This is a genomic window from Telmatospirillum sp. J64-1, from assembly GCF_006980715.1.
GTDB classification, from domain to species: domain Bacteria; phylum Pseudomonadota; class Alphaproteobacteria; order Rhodospirillales; family Magnetospirillaceae; genus Oleiliquidispirillum; species Oleiliquidispirillum nitrogeniifigens.
This window is the reverse complement of record NZ_SBHN01000010.1, coordinates 128,738-146,968: the sequence shown is the minus strand read 5'-3', so window position 1 is coordinate 146,968 and position 18,231 is coordinate 128,738. Positions and strand designations below refer to the sequence as shown.

General features: G+C 65.9%; 15 protein-coding genes. 10 read left to right on the top strand and 5 right to left on the bottom strand.

Going from position 1 to position 18,231, the window contains the following annotated elements; genetic code table 11:
- Window positions 1-11: 11 nt before the first annotated feature.
- The 5 genes from EPD66_RS11600 (at window position 12) to EPD66_RS11580 (ending at window position 7,740) form a co-directional block, all read left to right on the top strand.
- The gene (locus tag EPD66_RS11600; RefSeq protein WP_142848670.1) at window positions 12-1,787 is read left to right on the top strand and encodes an ATP-binding protein; all 1,776 of its coding nucleotides are present in this window, start codon (window positions 12-14) and stop codon (window positions 1,785-1,787) included.
- Window positions 1,784-3,721 (top strand): response regulator, encoded by a 1,938-nt coding sequence (locus EPD66_RS11595; protein WP_142848669.1) that lies wholly within the window; start codon window positions 1,784-1,786, stop codon window positions 3,719-3,721. Before EPD66_RS11600 ends, EPD66_RS11595 begins: the two co-directional genes overlap by 4 nt.
- Window positions 3,722-3,842: 121 nt before the next feature.
- Window positions 3,843-5,165, top strand: coding sequence for a 30S ribosomal protein S12 methylthiotransferase RimO (gene rimO / locus EPD66_RS11590; protein WP_142848668.1), 1,323 nt, complete (start codon window positions 3,843-3,845; stop codon window positions 5,163-5,165).
- 113 nt (window positions 5,166-5,278) lie between these two features.
- Window positions 5,279-6,031 (top strand): ABC transporter substrate-binding protein, encoded by a 753-nt coding sequence (locus EPD66_RS11585; RefSeq protein WP_142848667.1) that lies wholly within the window; start codon window positions 5,279-5,281, stop codon window positions 6,029-6,031.
- On the top strand, window positions 6,028-7,740 hold the full coding sequence (locus tag EPD66_RS11580) for a SpoIIE family protein phosphatase (RefSeq protein ID WP_142848666.1): 1,713 nt from the start codon (window positions 6,028-6,030) through the stop codon (window positions 7,738-7,740). The genes EPD66_RS11585 and EPD66_RS11580 overlap by 4 nt, the downstream gene beginning before the upstream one ends.
- A 6-nt stretch (window positions 7,741-7,746) precedes the next feature.
- On the opposite strand, the gene EPD66_RS11575 is transcribed toward EPD66_RS11580, so the two are convergent.
- The 4 genes from EPD66_RS11575 to EPD66_RS11560 all read right to left on the bottom strand — a co-directional run bounded on the left by EPD66_RS11575 (window position 7,747) and on the right by EPD66_RS11560 (window position 12,125).
- The gene (locus EPD66_RS11575; protein ID WP_185961375.1) at window positions 7,747-8,667 is read right to left on the bottom strand and encodes an ABC transporter permease; all 921 of its coding nucleotides are present in this window, start codon (window positions 8,665-8,667) and stop codon (window positions 7,747-7,749) included.
- Entirely contained in the window at window positions 8,664-9,617 is a 954-nt protein-coding gene (locus EPD66_RS11570; protein WP_142848665.1) for an ABC transporter permease, read from the bottom strand. Before EPD66_RS11570 ends, EPD66_RS11575 begins: the two co-directional genes overlap by 4 nt.
- A gap of 4 nt (window positions 9,618-9,621) precedes the next feature.
- Window positions 9,622-11,286, bottom strand: a complete 1,665-nt coding sequence (locus tag EPD66_RS11565; RefSeq protein WP_142848664.1) for a peptide ABC transporter substrate-binding protein — start codon at window positions 11,284-11,286, stop codon at window positions 9,622-9,624.
- Window positions 11,287-11,399: 113 nt separating this feature from the next.
- Window positions 11,400-12,125, bottom strand: a complete 726-nt coding sequence (locus tag EPD66_RS11560) for a FadR/GntR family transcriptional regulator (protein ID WP_255448454.1) — start codon at window positions 12,123-12,125, stop codon at window positions 11,400-11,402.
- Between the two features lie 210 nt (window positions 12,126-12,335).
- Between EPD66_RS11560 and EPD66_RS11555 the strand changes: the two genes are divergently transcribed.
- From EPD66_RS11555 to EPD66_RS11545, 3 genes are all read left to right on the top strand, one after another.
- A complete protein-coding gene (locus tag EPD66_RS11555) occupies window positions 12,336-13,223 on the top strand; it encodes a fumarylacetoacetate hydrolase family protein (RefSeq protein ID WP_142848662.1) in 888 nt (295 codons plus the stop codon).
- A gap of 19 nt (window positions 13,224-13,242) precedes the next feature.
- A complete protein-coding gene (locus tag EPD66_RS11550; RefSeq protein WP_142848661.1) occupies window positions 13,243-14,007 on the top strand; it encodes an alpha/beta fold hydrolase in 765 nt (254 codons plus the stop codon).
- 100 nt (window positions 14,008-14,107) lie between these two features.
- Window positions 14,108-15,424: an amidohydrolase family protein gene (locus tag EPD66_RS11545; protein WP_142848660.1), complete on the top strand. Its 1,317-nt coding sequence runs from the start codon at window positions 14,108-14,110 to the stop codon at window positions 15,422-15,424.
- A gap of 111 nt (window positions 15,425-15,535) precedes the next feature.
- Here the strand turns inward: EPD66_RS11545 and EPD66_RS11540 are convergent, their stop codons facing one another.
- Window positions 15,536-15,958, bottom strand: a complete 423-nt coding sequence (locus EPD66_RS11540; RefSeq protein WP_142848659.1) for a hypothetical protein — start codon at window positions 15,956-15,958, stop codon at window positions 15,536-15,538.
- Window positions 15,959-16,136: 178 nt separating this feature from the next.
- Between EPD66_RS11540 and EPD66_RS11535 the strand changes: the two genes are divergently transcribed.
- A complete protein-coding gene (locus EPD66_RS11535) occupies window positions 16,137-16,859 on the top strand; it encodes a response regulator (protein ID WP_142848658.1) in 723 nt (240 codons plus the stop codon).
- Entirely contained in the window at window positions 16,856-18,226 is a 1,371-nt protein-coding gene (locus tag EPD66_RS11530; protein ID WP_142848657.1) for an ATP-binding protein, read from the top strand. The genes EPD66_RS11535 and EPD66_RS11530 overlap by 4 nt, the downstream gene beginning before the upstream one ends.
- The last annotated feature ends 5 nt before the right edge of the window (window positions 18,227-18,231 follow it).

Genomic DNA, 18,231 nt, shown 5'->3' with positions numbered 1-18,231 from the left:
GGATCTACCGGGTGGAGCTTCTGACGACGACAATCCGCAACGAAGCCGACGTGGTGACCGTGCGCCAGCGGGCCCGCCAGTTGGCCGCCATGTTGGGCTTCGACACGCAGGACCAGACGCGCATCTCGACCGCCGTGTCCGAAGTCGCCCGCAATGCCCAGGCCTATGCCGGCGGCGGCAAGGCCCGCTTCGGGCTGAATCTCGACGGCGAGCATCCGCTCTTTTCCGTCGAGATCAGCGACCAGGGACCTGGCATTCCCAATCTGCAATCCATCCTGGACGGCCAATACGTCTCATCCACCGGCATGGGGATCGGGCTGATGGGCGTGCGGCGCCTGATGGACGATTTCGCCATCGACACCGGCCCCAAAGGCACCAAGCTGCGTCTCGTCAAGCATCTGCCGCGCCATGTCCGCCCGCCCAGCCCCAGGGAGATTGGCGCCCTGGTCGGCCGTCTCGCGCAGGAAAGCGGGCCGCGCATCGAGGACGAACTGTACCAGCAGAACCAAGAAATCCTGCGCAATCTCGAAGAACTGCGCCGCCGCCAGGAGGACCTGCGGTCGCTGAACGCCGAACTGGAGGAAACCAATCGCGGCGTCGTCGCCCTTTATGCCGAACTGGAGGACAAGGCCGAGCAACTGCGCCGGGCGCATGAGCTTAAAACGCGCTTCATGTCCCATATCGGCCATGAATTCCGCACCCCCGTGAATGCCATCCTGGCGCTGGCGCGCATGTTGCTCGACCGCATGGACGGGCCGCTGACCGAGGAACAGGAACGCCAGGTCGGCTTCATCCAGAAGGCCGCTGGCGATCTGGGCGGGCTGGTGGACGACCTGCTGGACCTCGCAAGAGTCGAAGCCGGCAAGACGCCGCTGGAGATCGCCCCCGTCGCCATTGAGGAATTGTTCGGCACGCTGCGGGGCATCATCAAGCCGCTGCTGCGCGGCGATGCCGTGGCCCTGCATGTCGACCCCGCCCCGCCGGGCCTGGAGATGACGACCGATGAAAGCAAGCTGTCGCAGATCCTGCGCAACTTCCTGTCCAACGCCGTCAAGTTCACCGAAAAGGGCGAAATCCGCCTTTCCCTTTCCCTTGACGGCGGCCAGGTGATCTTCACCGTGCGCGACAGCGGCATCGGCATCCCGGAAGAAAACCTGGAAACCGTCTTCGAGGAATTCTCCCAGGTCCGCAACCCGCTGCAACGCCAGGCCAAGGGCACCGGGCTGGGGCTGTCCCTGTCGCGCAAGCTGGCCGCCCTGCTGGGCGGCGAGGTCTGGGCGGAAAGCCGCCTCGGCGAGGGCTCGGCCTTCCATCTGCGCCTGCCGCTTCATCATCCCAGCATCCCCCCCGTCCAAGCAGAGGAGGAGGAAGAAACCCATCCCGCTGTTCCAGCCCCCGCGCTGGATGAGGCGCCGATCCTGATCGTCGACGACGACCCCGCCGCGCGCTATGTGCTGCGCCAGATCCTGCTGGCCGAGAACCGCGTGGTGGCGGAAGCGGGCAGTGCGGACGAGGCACGGGAATGGCTGGACCAGCGCCCGCCCTGCCTGATCTTCCTCGACCTGGTCATGGGCACCGGCATCGACGGCTTCCAATTCCTCGCCGAACTAAAACGGAATGCCGCCACCGCCGCCATCCCCGTCATCGTTTGTACCTCGCAAAGCCTGGACGACAGCGATCTCCAACGCTTGACCGCAGCTACCGCCATCCTGCCCAAGAAAGACGTGCGCCGCGACACCGTTGCCGGACTGCTGCAGACTATTTTCCCAAAAGGCGCCGCATCATGACTCCTGACGTCTCTCCCACCACCATCCTGAACGTGGACGACGACGATGCCGGCCGCTATGTCCGCTCGCGCCTGTTACGCCAGCAGGGCTGGCGCGTGATCGAAGCGGCAAGCGGGGCCGAGGCCTTGGAACTGGTGGCCCGGGAGCGGCCGCAACTGGTGCTGCTCGACGTCAACCTGCCCGACCTGGACGGGATCGAGGTCTGCCGCCGCATCAAGAACGACCCTTCCCTGCCCTCGACCCTGGTCCTCCATATCTCGGCCTGGCGCATCACCGGCGCCGACCGCGTGCGGGCGCTGGATGTCGGTGCCGACGGCTATCTGGTCGAACCGCTGGAACCCGACGAACTGGTGGCGGTCACCCGCGCCCTGCTACGCCTGCATTCCGCCGAAGCGGGCCTGCGCGTCGCCGCACGGCAATGGGAGGCCAGCTTCAACGCCATCGGCGACGGCGTCTGCCTGCTGGACGACAAGAACAGGGTCCTGCGCAACAACCCCGCCTTCGAGCGGCTTCTCGGCCTGCCCCGCGGCGCCGCCGAAGGCTCCGCCGCCGACGACCTGCCGGTGCCCGGCCTGGCAGAACTGCTGAAGAAAAAAGTGCGCGGCGACAGCGACATCGCCCTGCCCGGCGACCGCTGGCTGCGCGTCGCCATCAATCCGGTTGCCGCGAACGAGGACGGACCTCCGGCCAACGTCCTGGTGGTGACCGACATCTCCGAGCGCAAGCGCGCCGAAGTGGCGGTGGCGCGCACCAACATGGCCAAGTCCCGCTTCCTGGCCGCCGCCAGCCATGATCTGCGCCAGCCCTTCCAGGCCATGCAGCTCTACCGCCATCTGCTGGAACAGCGCCTGACCGAGGCACGCGACATGGACATCTTCGCCAAGATGAGCGAGGCCATGGCCGCAGGAGAGCAATTGCTCAACGCCCTGCTCGACGTCTCGACGCTGGAAGCAGGCACGGTCCGTGTCAATCTGACCAATTTCGCGACCTCCGACCTGTTCGAGCAACTGGGCGCGGAAATGATCGAGCAGGCCGAGCGCCAGGGCCTTCAGTTGATCCTGCGCCCCTGCAAATGGCATTTGCACAGCGATCCGGTGCTGCTGGCCCGCATGCTGCGCAATCTTGTCCATAACGCCATCCGCTATACCGAGAAAGGCCGCGTCTTCGTGGCCTGCCGCCGGCGCGGCGACAATGCCGTCATCGAAGTACGCGACAGCGGCCCCGGCATTCCCCTGGACCGCCAGGAAGCAATCTTCGAGGAATTCGTTCAATTACATAACCCGGAACGCGACCGAAACCTTGGCCTTGGACTGGGACTGTCGGTGGTGGCGCGCATGGGACGACTGCTGGACCATCCGGTCCAGATCCGTTCCGCGCCCGGCCGGGGCTCGACCTTCAGCATCACGGTGCCCTTGGCCAAGGAAGACGCAAAGACGGAAGAAACGGCAACACCGGTGGAAGACGAGCCCCTGTGGGCGAGCCTGGCCCAACTGAGCGTGGGCATCATCGAGGATGACGCCATCCAGCTCGAAGCCCTGCGCATGCTGCTGTCGGGGTGGAACTGCACGGTCTTCGCCGCCACCACCCCCTCCGCCCTGGCCGAGGATGTGATCCTCAAGAGTGGTCATCTGGACCTGCTGATCACGGATTTCCGCCTGCGCGGGGGCGAGACTGGCCCTGCCGCCGCAGGGGCCGTCGCGGCCGCCCTGGGCCATCCTTTGCCGGTCATCATCATCACCGGCGACACCAGCCCCGAACGCCTTCATGAAGCCATGGAATCGGGCTATACCGTCATCCATAAACCTTTCGACCCCGGCGAATTGCAGCAGGCGGTGCGCAACACGGTCTTGGCGGGTGGTAAAACGGCACGGCTCTCCCGCCTTTCCCGCACCCCCATCGTCACGAAGGTGGAGTGCGTAAAGCGCGGGACTTGAATCGGCGGCGCTTTACGGTTACTTGGTGCGCGCTCGGGCAGGACAGATGCCCGCGATCCCTGCCCCGCAATTCTTGCAAAGGCGTCCTGCCCGCCGGGACGCCCCGCCGCGTTGAGGACCGATGAACAAAGCCATTCCGAAGATCGGCATCGTCAGCCTGGGCTGCCCCAAGGCTTTGGTGGATTCCGAACGCATCCTGACCCGCCTGCGCGCCGAAGGATACGAAATCTCCCCCACCTATGACGGCGCCGACGCGGTCATCGTCAATACCTGCGGTTTTCTCGACACCGCCAAGCAGGAATCGCTGGAAGCCATCGGCGAGGCCCTGGCCGAGAACGGCAAGGTCATCGTCACCGGCTGCATGGGCGCCAATGAAAGCGCCATCCGCGAAGTGCATCCGGGCGTGCTATCGGTCACCGGGCCCCATCAATACGAATCGGTGGTCGAGGCCGTGCATCGCGTGGTGCCGCCCTCGCACGATCCCTTCCTCGATCTTGTGCCGCCGGCCGGGCTGAAGCTGACGCCGCGCCATTACTCCTATCTGAAGATCTCGGAAGGCTGCAACCACCGCTGCACCTTCTGCATCATCCCCTCGCTACGCGGCGACCTTGCCAGCCGCCCCGCCGCCGAGATCATGGACGAGGCCGAGAAGCTGGCCATCTCGGGCGTCAAGGAATTGCTGGTCATCTCGCAGGATACCAGCGCCTACGGCCTCGACCTGCGCCATGCCGAGAGCAACTGGCACGGCCGCAAGATCAAGTCGCGCATGACCGAGCTCTGCGAGGCCTTGGGCGATTTGGGCATCTGGGTGCGGCTGCACTACGTCTATCCCTATCCCCATGTGGACGAGGTCATCCCGCTGATGGCCCAGGGCAAGATCCTGCCCTATCTGGACATCCCCTTCCAGCATGCCAGCCCGCGCGTGCTGAAGGCCATGAAGCGCCCGGCCGATCATGAAAAGCTGCTCGACCGCATCAAGCGCTGGCGCGACATCTGCCCCGACCTGACCCTGCGCTCGACCTTCATCGTCGGCTTCCCCGGCGAGACGGAAGAGGATTTCGAGTTCATGCTGGAATGGCTGGAAGAAGCCAAGCTGGACCGCGTCGGCTGCTTCAAATACGAAGCCGTCGAAGGCGCGCGCGCCAACGAACTGCCCGACGCAGTGGACGAGGACGACAAGCAGGAGCGCTGGGAACGCTTCATGGAAGTCTCGCGCCAGATCAGCGCCGAACGCCTGGCCGAGAAAGTCGGCCGCACCATCGACGTCATCATCGACGAGGTGGACGAGGACGGCGCCACGGGGCGGTCCAAGGGCGATGCCCCGGAGATCGACGGCCAGGTCTTCCTCGACGGCGCCACCCATCTGAAGCCCGGCGACATCATCCGGGCCGAAGTGGAGGAGGCCGACGACTTCGACCTCTGGGCCCGTCAGGTCGGGACCTAGCATCCCGTGGCGCCACCCCCTATACAAAAGAATAGGGGCGTGACGCACCATAGGATTGTGAGGGACCATCTTAAAGGCTAATATCCCTCTGGCTTTTCAGGGATGGTCCGCTCATGAAGCAACTCGGCAAACTGGTTGCGCTGGTCGCGCTTGCTCTCGCCGTGCCGGGACCGGCACAGGCCGAAACCCGCTATGTGGTGGGCGTCGAGAACATCCCCTACCTTCCCTATTATACCTGGGAAAACGGGGCCTATGACGGCTTCGGCCGAGAAGTCCTCGACGCCTATGCCGAAGACCGGGGCATCGTCTTCGAATACCGCTCCATGCCGGTGCAACGGCTGTTCGTCTCCTTCTTCGAGGGACAGGTGGACTTCAAGTTCCCCGATTCCCCGGACTGGAAGGCGGAGATGCGCGAGGGCAAGCCGCTGGTCTACAGCGACCCGGTGGTCGTCTATGTGGACGGCAGCAACATCCGCCCCGAGGACAAGGGGCGGCCGGTGGACGAGGTGCGCAATGTCGGCACCATGGCCGGCTTCAGCCCCTGGGCCTGGCTGCCCCGCCTGAACAGCGGCGAAGCCACGCTGACCGAGAACGGCAATCTCCAGGCCCTGCTGCACCAGGCGATCAACCGGCGCATCGACGCCGCCTACGCCAATATCGCCGTGGTCCGGCACCAGCTTTCCTTGATGGGCCAATCCGACGCGCTGGTCTTCGATCCCGGCCTCCCCCATGTGCGCGACTATTACTACCTCGCCAGCCAGAAACATCCCGAGGTCATCGCCGACTTCAATGTCTGGCAAAAGGAAAATGCCGGGCGTATCGCCGAGATCGCCCGCCGCTATAACGTGGAAGTGCCGCAGCGATGAGTGTCCGCTGGCCCAAGGAAGGTTTCAATACGTTCAGCCGCGGCCTGACCGCCAAACAGGCCCTGGTGACCCTGGCGGTGGCCCTGACGCTGGGCTTCGGGATCGGCATCATCCAATTGCTGGGCGACTGGCGCGACATGCGCGCCGACACTCACGCCAACACCACCCGCGACATCGCCATGGTCAGCGATTCGGCCATGGAAGCGGCCTTCCAGATGAATTCCACCCTGGCCGAGCGGGTCGCACTGGGATTGCTGGGCAAGGAAGCGGTCCTGTCGGTCAGGATCGAGGACAATTTCGGCAATGTCCTGGCCGAACACCAGCGCGAGGCACAGCGTGCAAGCCGCGTCGCCAAGTCCCTGTTCGGCGACATCTCCGAATATTCGGTGCCGCTGACCCAAAGCGGCAGCGACGAATTGCTGGGGCGGCTTTCGCTGCAACTGGACCAGAACTGGCTGACCAACCGCTTCCTGGAAGGGATGCTGCACCGCGTCCTGCTCGAAATCCTGCGCGCTGTCGTCATCAGCGCCGTGACCATCGGCGTCTTCCACCTGCTGGTCACGCGCCCGCTGCTGCGCGTCAGCAATGCCATCGGCAAGGTCGATCCCTCGCGCCCCGCCGAGGGACAAGTGGCCCTGCCCAAGCATCACGACAACGACGAAATGGGCCAGCTGGTCACCAGCTTCAACACCCTGCTGCATGCCTTCCAGCGCGGCCTGGACGAGCGCGACCGCGCCCAGGAAGAACTGACCGAACTGACCCGCACCCTGGAACGCCGCGTCGCCGACCGGACCCACGACCTGGAACAAGCCCATGACGCCCTGGCGCGCGAACGCGACGAACTGGTCCGCACGCTGGCGGAACTCAACGCCGCCCATAACAAGCTGAACGCCGCCAGCCACAACATCGCCGAAAGCATACGCTACGCCAGCCGCATCCAGGCCTCGCTGCTGCCTCAGCCCCAGGCGTTGGACGAGATGTTCCACGATTCCGCCGTGGCATGGTATCCGCGCGACGTGGTGGGCGGCGACTTCTACTGGGTCGGCCGCCATCGCGGGCTGGAGATCGTCGCCGTGCTGGATTGCACCGGCCATGGCGTGCCCGGCGCCTTCATGACCGCCATCGCGGCCTCGGTGCTGCAACGGGTGCTGACCGATTACTGCCATGACGATCCGGCGCGCATCCTGTCCCTGATGGACGACATGGTGCGTCAGGCCCTGCGCCAGGAAAAGGACGAATCCCTGTCCGACGACGGCCTGGACGCCGCCATCTGCGTCTTCGATCCCGCCGCCCGCACCCTGTCCTTCGCCGGGGCCAACCTGCCCCTGCTGATCGCCCATAACGGCATCCTGGAACGGATCAAGGGCGACCGGCGCGGCCTGGGATACCGCACGGCCAATCCCGACTACGTCTTCACCCGCCACGACCTGACCGTCGAACCGGGCATGGGATTCTATCTCTTCACCGACGGCATCACCGATCAGGTCGGCGGCCCGTCCCGCCGCATGTTCGGCCGCCAGCGCGTCGAGCAGACCCTCGCCCAGTTCCTCGGCCGCCCCATGACCGAGCAGTTCGACCGCCTGATCTCGGCCCTGGAGGAGTGGCGCGGCGAGGAAAACAAGCGCGACGACATGACCTTCCTCGCCTTCACTCCCCTGCCGCCGGAACACGCCACCGCCAAGGCTTCCCCCCTCAGCGCCATGGCCTGATGCGGCCTAATGGTCCTCGCTCCTGGGGTCCAGGGCGTCCTGCAAACCGTCGCCCAGGAAGTTGAAGGCGAGGACGGTGATGAAGATCATCAGGCCGGGCCAGACGGCCAGGGAGGGCGCGGTCCAGACCTGATCCAGGGCGCCGGTCAGCATATTGCCCCAGGACGGCACCGGCGGCTGGATGCCCAGCCCCAGGAAGCTGAGCGCGCTTTCCAGCAGGATCACATTGCCGACGCTCAGGGTGGTGGCGACGATGATGGGCGAGGCGGCATTGGGCAGGATGTGGCGGCGCATCACCCGCCCGGGCCCGGCCCCGGCGGCGATGGCGGCACGGACGAAATCCCGCGTCTTCAGGCTCAGCGTCGCCGCCCGCACCAGGCGCGCCACCGTCGTCCAGCCGACCAGGGCGATGATCAGCACGATGCGCAGCACGCCCTGCGCTTCGGGCGGCAGCAGGTCCGGCGCCAGCCCCAGCTTGGCCGGGTCGGCGGCCGCCAGCACGATCAGCAGGGGCAGCAGCGGCAAGGCGACGACGCCATCGGTCAGGCGCATGATCACGGCATCAAAGCGCCCGCCCAGATAGCCCGAAACCAGCCCGATGGCGGTGCCGATCACGGCGGCCACCAGGGCGGCGGCCAATCCCACCGCCAGAGACACCTGTCCGCCGCGCAGCAGCCTTGCCAGCACGTCGCGGCCCAGCTCGTCGGTTCCCAGGGGATGCGCAAGCGAAGGCGAAGCGTTGCGAGCCAGCAGGTTGACCGCCTCGGCATCCACGCCGCGCCAGGCTTCCAGCAGCGGCGCGGCCAGGGCCAGCAGGGTCAGCAGCAGAATCACCACCAACCCGGCCACGGCCAAGCGATGGCGGCGGAAACGCTTGATGGCCCGGGCCGCGGGGCTGCCCTGGCGTCGAGAAAGGCCGTCCATCATCGATAGCTGATCCGCGGGTCGAGCCAAGCATAGGCGATATCGGCCAGCAGGTTGCCTGCCAGCGTCATCGCCGTCGCCAGCAGCAGCCCTGCCAGGGCGAGGTTGTAGTCGTTGCCCATCACCGCGTCATAGATCAGCTTGCCCATGCCGGGATAGGCAAAGACCGTCTCGGTGATCAGGGCGCCCGAGAACATCGCCCCGATATCCAGCGCCAGGATGGTGGTCACCGGGATCATGGCATTGCGCAAGGCATGATGCATCACGATCCGGCGGCGCGAGCATCCCTTGGCCTGGGCGGTGCGGATATGGTCCTGGCGCAGGATCTCGATCATCGCCGCCCGCACATGGCGCACATATTGCCCCGTCCCCGCCACCGCCAGCGTGACGACGGGCAGGACCAGATGCAGGGCGCGGTCGGCCAGCCCGCCGCCGCCGATGGTCTCGACCCCGCCCGCCGGTAGCCAGCCCAGCAATACGGCGAAGACGACGATCAGCATCAGTCCCAGCCAGAAGACCGGCATCGAGATGCCCGCAAAGGCAATCATGTTGACGAAGGTATCGAAGACCGATCCGGGACGCATGGCCGCCAGGACGCCCAGCGGCAGGGCGATGGCCAGGGCCACGGCAAGACTGGCGACCAGCAGGATCAGGCTGTTGCCCAAGGCCGGCAGCAGGGCGTCGAGGACGGGGCGGGCCTGAAGGCGGGAATAGCCCAAATCGCCTTGCAGCACGTTCCCGGCCCAGGCCAGATAACGGCCGAGCAGCGGCTGGTCGAGCCCGTGCAACTCGCGCAGGCGCCGCTGGTCCTCGGCGGTCAGGCCGGGGGTATGGGCGATCATCAAATCCACCGGATCGCCCGGCATCAGGCCGATCAGGCTGTAGATGACGAAGGACATCACCGCCAGCACGACGGCCGACTGGATCAGGCGCGAGAAGATGTGGCGCAGCACGCCGCTAGCTCCTCACCCGCCATTCCTCGACCCACAATGTCGCCGGATATTGATGCCCGGTCGGCCGCACCCCTTCCAGCCAAAGCGGCATGATATGGGCGTCGGAACGGAAGAAGAGCGGCAGGGCCGGCAGCGTCTCGGCATAAAGATGCTGCAGGCGGCGCCATTTCTCGCGCCGCGCCTCGCGGTCCAGCTCCACTTCGATCTCGCCAATCAGGCGGTCCATCTCCTCGTTCGCGTAGCCGCCGTAATTCTGACCGGCCCAGCCGTTCTCCTCGCTGGGGATCGATTCCGAATGCAGCGTCGTGCGCGGCACGTTCTCCGGCGAACTGATCCAGGCGAACATCACCATATGCGGAAAACGCCGGCGGGTCAGGGTCTCGCCGAACAGCACCCGGGGCGGCTCGTTGTTGATGCGCACATCCACGCCGATCTGCCGCCATTGCGCCTGGAGCACCTGCTGCACCAGTTCGCGGGTACGGTTGCCCCCGGTGCTCATGAAGGTCAGCGAAAGCGGCCGCCCTTCCGCATCGCGGCGGATGCCGCCCGGGCCGGGACGGAAACCGGCCTCGTCCAGCAATTCGCCCGCCCGCCGCGCATCGTATTCATAGACCGGGACATCCTCGGCATGGACCCAGTCCAGCGGGTGGACGGTGCCATGGGCGACCTGCTGGCGGCCCTGGAAAAGCTGCTGGACCAGCGCCTCGCGGTCCAGGGCATAGAGCAGCGCCTGGCGCACCGGCAATTGCGACAGGATGGGGTCGGACAGGTTGAAGTCCACATGCTCGTAGGACAGGTTGGGCTGGTAATGGATCTGGAAACGCTGGCCGTGGCGCTGCTCGAAGGCCAGGACCTGATCGATGGGCAGGCCGCTTTCCCCGGCGATCATGTCCACCTGCCCCGAAAGCAGATTGGCCTCCAACGCCTGGGTGTTCTCGATGGCGCGCACGATGATGCGCTCGAAAGCCGCCTGCTCGCCCCACCAATGCGGATTCCGCTCCAGCACCACATGGCTGCCGTGGCGCATCTCGGTGATGCGGTAGGGACCAGCGGACAGGGCCGGATTGGTCGGATCGGCGTCATAGAGGCTGCGCTGGCGATAGGCGGCGGGATCGGCGAAGGCCTCCCGCTCCACATGGGCCGGCAGCAGGTTGAAGTCGTTGATGGCGTTATAGGCGAAGGTCAGCCGGTCCACATGCAGGATGAAGGTCTTGTCGTCCACCACCTCGACCTCGGTGATGCGGCGATAGAGTTCGGCATTGGACACCCCGCTCTGCGGATGGCGCCCGACCTCCCAGGTGAACACCGCATCGGCCGAGGTGATCGGCGTCCCGTCGCCCCAGACGGCCTCGGGCAGCAGCCGGTAGGTCAGCGCCACGCCCTGGCGTCCGTCTTCCAGCTCCGTGAGCACGGCCTGCCCGTTCTCCAGGGTCGGCAGTTCGACGCACAGCATGCAGATCAGCGTCCAATCGGCGTCATAGACAGTGAGCGGACGCCGGGTCAGGCCGAGAATGTAGCTCTTGGCCATCATGGCATCGATGCTGGGATGGAAGGTGGAAGGAAACTGGCTGATGCCGATTGTGATCTGGCGGCGTTCCTGGGCCTGGCTGGGGGCGGGCAGAAGAAAGGCGGCGGCAAGGGCGCTGAACAGAAGGCGCTTGATCCACATACGGCGATGTCTCCGGACCGGACGAACCAATCCTCATGCTAACACCGCCGATGCCTCTCCGTCAGGCCTGGGAAAGAGGAATTTCGTTCTGCGCCAAAAGGATATGCCCCTGCCTATAAGGCCAGAAGGTTGGCACGCACCTGCAGGAGGTGCTTCTGGAGCTCCTGCCGCGCCAGGTCGCTGTCACGATCCTTCAGCGCCGCGACGATGCGGGAATGCTGTTCCTGATAGCAGGCGCGCCGTTCGGGCGTGACGCTGCGGGCCTTCAGCCTGGCCCATTCCGGCTGGTTACGGACGGAATTGATCAGGTCGTAGACGGCGGTCAGCAGGCCGTTCTTGGCCGCCGCCATGATGGTGCCGTGCAGCATGCCGTCCCAATGCTCGAAGGTGGGAATGTCCGGGGCCTGGCCGGCATTGACCAGGCATTGCTCCATCTTCCGGAGTTCCTCGAGATTGGCGCGCCCTGCCGCCAGTTCGGCGGCCAAAGGTTCGATGATCAGCCTGACCTCCATCACCTCGGCCGGGCTGGCGCCCTGGATGCGGCGGATCACCTCGCCCAGGCCCAGGGCGAAGCTGACATCCGGAAGATCGGGCTGCGCCTCCTTTCCGGCGACGAAGGACCCGCGCCCGACCTGGCGCACGATCTTCCCCTGCTCCTCCAACTGCCGCAGGCTCTTGCGCAGGGTATTGCGCGAGACGCCGAAACGCTTTTCCAGCTCCCGTTCCGTCGGCAGCTTGGCGCCCGGGCCCAAGGTCCCGTCCGAGATGCATTTCTCGATATAGGCGACCACCGCGCTCGTACCGCTGGCGGCCCGGTCCCTGATGTTCAGAGCGTCCACTCTTTCACTCAATACTGATCCATACTTGATCCAATATAGCCATTCCCCTGGAACGGCACAACAGCGAAAGGCGCCCTAGCCGTAAGTCCATTGCTCCCTGACCAAATTTCTCTTGACCAAACCAGACCCAATGGCACCATATTGGCTCTATTGGAGCGCAAATTGGATCATGATTGGTTCAAGATTGCGCATGAGACGCTAGGAGCATCCATGAGATTAGCCAGCTTCCGGATTGATGACCGGCAACATGTCGGCGCGGTCAGCGCCGACGGAAAGGAAATTCTGCCTCTGCACGATTCCTCGGGTGAGCCGATCCGCGACATGGTCGAGGCCATCCGCCGTTTCGACGAGATCCGCGAGGTCAGGCTCAAGGGGAAAGCGCTTCCCCTGGCGGAGGTTCGGCTCGAAGCCCCCTTGCCCCGCCCGGCCCGCAACATCTTCTGTGTCGGCAAGAATTATCATGCCCATGCGCATGAATTCACCCGCAGCGGCTTCGACAGCAGCGCCTCTTCCCAGGCCGAGGCCATTCCCAACGCGCCCTTCATCTTCACCAAGACCCCCGAAACGGTGATCGGCCACGGCCAGCCGATCCTCTATCCCACGGGCGTGAGCGAGAAGGTCGATTACGAGGCCGAGCTGGCGGTCATCATCGGCAAGCCCGGACGCGGCATCGCCAAGAACCGGGCGCTGGACCATGTCTGGGGCTATACCATCCTCAACGACGTCACCGCCCGCGACCTCCAGGCCCGGCACAAGCAATGGTTCCTGGGCAAGTCCCTGGATACCTTCTGCCCCATGGGCCCCTGGGCGGTAACGGCCGATGAACTGGACGGCAGCAAGCTGAACCTGCGCTGCTGGGTCAATGGCGAACTGCGCCAGGACGCCAATACCCGGGACCTGATCTTCGATATTCCGACGCTGATCGAAACCATCTCGGCCGGCATCACCCTCCAGCCCGGAGACGTGATCGCCACCGGCACGCCGGTAGGCGTCGGCATCGGCTTCGATCCGCCGAAATTCCTGCAGCCGGGCGACGAGGTGACCATCGAGATCGAGGGCATCGGCCGCCTGAGCAACCGCCTTGTCGAAAAGCCTTAGAAAAGCAGAGGAAGTGCTCATGCCCACCAAACTTGCCATAGAAGTCCATGGGGATGGCGATCCGGTCCTGATGATCCACGGACTGGGCGGAACCTCCAACGTCTTCAGCCCGCAGATCCCCAGCCTGTCCCGCTTCTTCCAATGCATCCGGCCGGACCTGCCTGGTTCTGGCCGCAGCCCGGCGACCGGCGAAGCCTCGATCGCGGCCTATGCTGACCGGATGCTGAAGCTGATGGACGAACGGGGACTGGACCGCGTCCATCTGGTCGGCCATTCCCTGGGAACCATCGTCTGCCAGCATATGGCGGCGCAATCCCCGTCCCGCGTGCGCAGCCTCGCCCTCATCGGGCCGCTGGCGGCCCCGCCGGAAGCGGCGCGCACCGCCATCCGCGACCGGGCGGCCAAGGCCCGCGCGGAAGGCATGGTCGGCATCGCCGATGCCATCGTCCAGGGCGGCACCTCGGCGGAAACCAAGGCGGCCCGCCCCGAGGTGGCGGCGCTGGTCCGGGAAATGCTGATGCGCCAGGACTCGGAAGGCTATGCGCAGACCTGCGAGGCCCTGGCCGAGGCCCAGCCCGCCGACCTGTCCCAACTCGCCTGCCCGGCCCTGCTGATCACCGGCGACGAGGACATGACGGCCCCGCCGCGAGCGGTCCGCCTGCTGGCGTCGAAATTCCAGAATCCGGACTTCCGCGTCCTGACCCGCTGCGGTCACTGGACGACCTTCGAACGGCCGCAAGAAGTCACCGAGGCCTTGGTGAACTTCCTGCTCAAGGCCGAATAAGAAAGCTGCGCCCCCTACTTGGCTAAGGAATCGAAATGACTCTCTGACGTGCAACAGCGGCGGCAACAATCAAAGAAACATGCCGCCCATGGGAGGCAACATGCAGACGACACTCTTCACGAACGTCCAAGTCCTGGATGGCACCGGCGCGCTGCCCTATGCCGCCGAAGTGCTGGTCGAGGGAAACAGGATCAGCCATGTCGCCCGGCAGGCGGGCACCATTTCCCGCTCCGCCCACCGGGTCGTCGACGGCGGCGGCGCCACATTGATGCCGGGCCTTGTCGATGCGCATCTCCATCTCACCTGGAACAATCAGCCCAGCCTGTCGGCGATCCAGCAGATGCCGCCGGAAGAACATGTCCTCTTCGCCTCGGAGATGGCGAAGCTGGTGCTGGACCACGGCTTCACCTCGGGCTTCGGCGCCGCCGCGGCCAAGCCGCGCCTGGACGTGGTGATCCGCAATGCCATCAATTCCGGCCGCATCCCCGGTCCGCGCTACAAGGCCGCAGGCCAGGAAATCGCCACCCATGGCGGCCTGGGCGACACCTGTCCGCCCCATATCGAGCATGAGGGCCTGAATTTCGGCTATATCGTCTCCGGCCCGGAAGAAGTCCGGCGGGCGGTAAGGCTCTTCATCAAATACGGGGTGGACAATATCAAGCTGAACCTCTCGGGCGAGGAAATCGTCGGCGTCGGCGCCAACGAGACACCGATGTCGCGCGAAGAGGTGGCGATGGCCTGTTCCGAGGCCAAGATGCGCGGCAAGACCTTGTGCGCCCATGCCCGCTCGGCCCAGTCCATCAAGCTGTGCGTCGATTACGGCATCGAGGTCATCTATCACGCCTCCTATGCCGACGAAGAGGCCCTGGACAAGCTGGAAGCGGTCAAGGACAGGCATTTCGTCGCCCCGGCCCTGGCCTGGCTGATCGGCACGGCGCGCTATGCCGAAGCCTACGGCATCATTCCGGGAACGCCTCTTGCCGACCAATACGAGGCGGAACTGGAAGTCGCCTGCCAGAACATGAAGAAGATGCACCAGCGCGGCATCCGCGTCCTGCCCGGCGGCGATTACGGCTTCGCCTGGATTCCCCACGGCACCAATGCCCGGGACCTGGAATATTTCGTCGATCTGGTCGGCTTCACCCCGATGGAGGCCATCCTGTCCGCCACCAAATATGGCGGGCAGCTGATGGGAATGGGCGAGGAACTGGGGCAGATCCAGCCCGGCTATCTGGCCGACCTGCTGCTCGTCAACGGCGATCCCTTGGGGGATGTGACGATCCTGCAGGACCAGGCGAACCTGCTGGCGATCATGAAGGACGGGACCTTCCACAAGGAACCCGCCCCGGCCCTCCAGGACCTGGCGGTCGCCCCTCCGCCCGCCCAGCCCGCCTATGCCGAGCAGGCCGCTCCGTGAGCCGCCGGGCCGGATAACTGAAAAAAAGCCCCCGGCCTCTAGGGGGGAGAAGGCCGGGGGCATGATCTTAGGGACTTCCGACAGCCAGGAAGCCCTAAGAGGGGGAAAGGATCAGCCGTTCACCGGGCGGGAGAAGCCGGTGCGGCGGTCGAATTCCAGGGTGCTGACCAGCGACCCGTCCTTGGTGACGATGGTGGCGGTCACGGTCTTCTCGTCCTTCTCCGACACCTGCCCCACGGTCAGGTTGCGATTGGCCATGAAGGCCAAGCGGCCGCGCAGGATGGCCTCCACTTCCTCGGCCGTCAGTTGCTTGTCGATATTGCGGGCCGCGCCGAACATCCCGGGCATGCCATGCATGCCGTGGTGATGGCCCTGGCGGTGCATCTTCTTCATCCGCTCGCCCGGCTGCTTCTGCTGCTGTTCGGCGGCAGGCGCGTCGGGCGCCGGGGCCGGCTGCTGGGCGATGGCGGCACTGCCCAGACCGGCGGCGATCAGCAGGGCGGCAGCGGCGGTGGCGAATTTTCTCGTCTTCATCTCGATGGCTCCACTAAGGCAATGTCCTTGCGATGGAGGACATTCCACCACGGCCCTGTAACAGCAGGATGTCGGCCGACCTGCCTTTTTGTAACGCTTTGTAACAGCCCCCGGCGCCGTTACGCGCTGTTACCAAAACCTTCGGGCGGAAGGCCTTCGCCGGTTGTATTATCCCTCCATGACCGACACCGCCCCCCATATCCTGGTCGTCGACGACGACCGCGAGATCCGCGACCTGCTGGCACGTTTCCTGACGCGCCATAATTATCGCGTCACCACCGCCCGCGACGGCGTCGAGATGTTCCGCGCGCTGGACGACTGGAAACTGGACCTGGTGATCCTGGACCTGATGCTGCCCGGCGAGGACGGTCTAAGCCTGTGCCGCCGCCTGCGTGCTAATTCCGACCTGCCGGTGATCATGCTGACGGCGGTGGGGGAAGAGACCGACCGCATCATCGGCCTGGAAATGGGCGCCGACGATTACCTGCCCAAACCCTTCAACCCGCGCGAATTGCTCGCCCGCATGAAGGCCGTGCTGCGCCGCGCACAAGGATTGCCGCGCCTGCGCGAGGCGGAAAATAGCGGCGCCCTGCGCTTCGCCGGCTGGACCCTGGATGGCGCCACCCGCGCCCTGACCGCCCCGGACGGACGCGACGTGGAATTGTCGGCGGGCGAGTATGAATTGCTGTCGGCCTTCCTCGACCATCCCCGCCGGGTACTCAGCCGCGACCAGTTGCTGGACCTGGCGCGCGGCCGGACCGCCGCGCCCTTCGACCGCTCCATCGACATCCAGGTCAGCCGCCTGCGCCGCAAGATCGAGGAGGACCCCAAGGAACCCCGCCTGATCAAGACCGTGCGCGGCGGCGGCTATATGTTCACCGCCGAGGTGGAACGGACATGACCCTGCGCCGCCTGCTGCCCGATTCCATCGCCGGCTGGACCATGCTGGTGCTGGTCGCCGGATTGATCCTGGCCCAGTTCGTAGGCTTCCTCTTCTATACCGGCCACCGCATGGAGACCCTGACCGCGCTGGGCGGGCGGCAGGCCGCCGACCGCGTGGCGGGTGTGGTCCATCTGGCCGAGGAGACGCCCCGGCAGAACCGGCGGGAGGTTCTGCGCAGCCTGGATATGCCCGGCCTGCGCATCGTCTGGACGCAGGTTCCGCGCCTGCGCCGGCAAGGAGAGGACAGCCTGTCGCGCATGGTGGCCGCGACCCTGAGCGAGCGCCTGGACGACCGGCGCCTGCTGGTCTCGGTGCTGGAAGGGCCGCCGCCGCCGCCCCAGCCGCTGGACCAAGCCTGGACGCAGGAACGCCACCACCGCCCCTGGCACGGCGTCTCCGCGCCCGGCCTGATCCGCATTTCCGTGCAATTGTCCGACGGCAGCTGGCTGAATTTCGTGGCGCCCATCGACCTGGACCAAGGCGCCATCCGCCCGCGCTTCGCCGGTCCCTTCCTGCTGGTCGTGCTGGTGGTGGCGGGCTTCTCGCTGTGGGCGGTCAGCCGCGCCACCCGCCCGCTGGCCCGCTTCGCCGCCGCTGCCGAACGCCTGGGCGTCGACGTCGCCGCCCCGCCCCTGCCCGAAAGCGGCCCGCGCGAGGTACGCCGCGCCGCCCATGCCTTCAACGAGATGCAGACCCGCCTGCGCCGCTATATCGACGACCGCACCCAGATGCTGGCGGCCATCTCGCACGACCTCCGCACGCCCATCACGCGGCTGCGGCTGCGGGCGGAATTCGTCGATGACGACGAGCAGCGGACCAAGATGCTGGCCGATCTGGCCGAGATGGAGGCGATGATCGCCGCCACCCTGGCCTTCGCCCGCGACGATGCCGCCACCGAGGCGCGCGAGCCCATCGACCTTGCCGCCCTGTGCCAGGGCCTGGCCGAGGATTTCGCCATGGACTATGACGGCCCCGAGACCCTGGCCGCCGAAGCCCGCCCGCTGGGGCTGAAACGCGCGCTGACCAACCTGATGGACAATGCCCGCAAATATGGCGGCGACGCCCGCATCGTCCTGACCGCCGGCAAGGCCGAAGCCGTCGTCGAGATCATCGATTCCGGCCCCGGCATCCCGCCGGAAGAACTGGACCGCGTCTTCGCCCCCTTCCACCGCGTCGAACGCTCGCGCTCGCGCGAGACCGGCGGCGTCGGCCTCGGCCTGTCGGTGGCGCGCAACATCCTGCGCGCCCATGGCGGCGACATCACCTTGTCCAACCGGCCCGAAGGCGGCCTGAAGGCGACGATGGTCCTGCCTTTGGCGGGCTAAGCCGC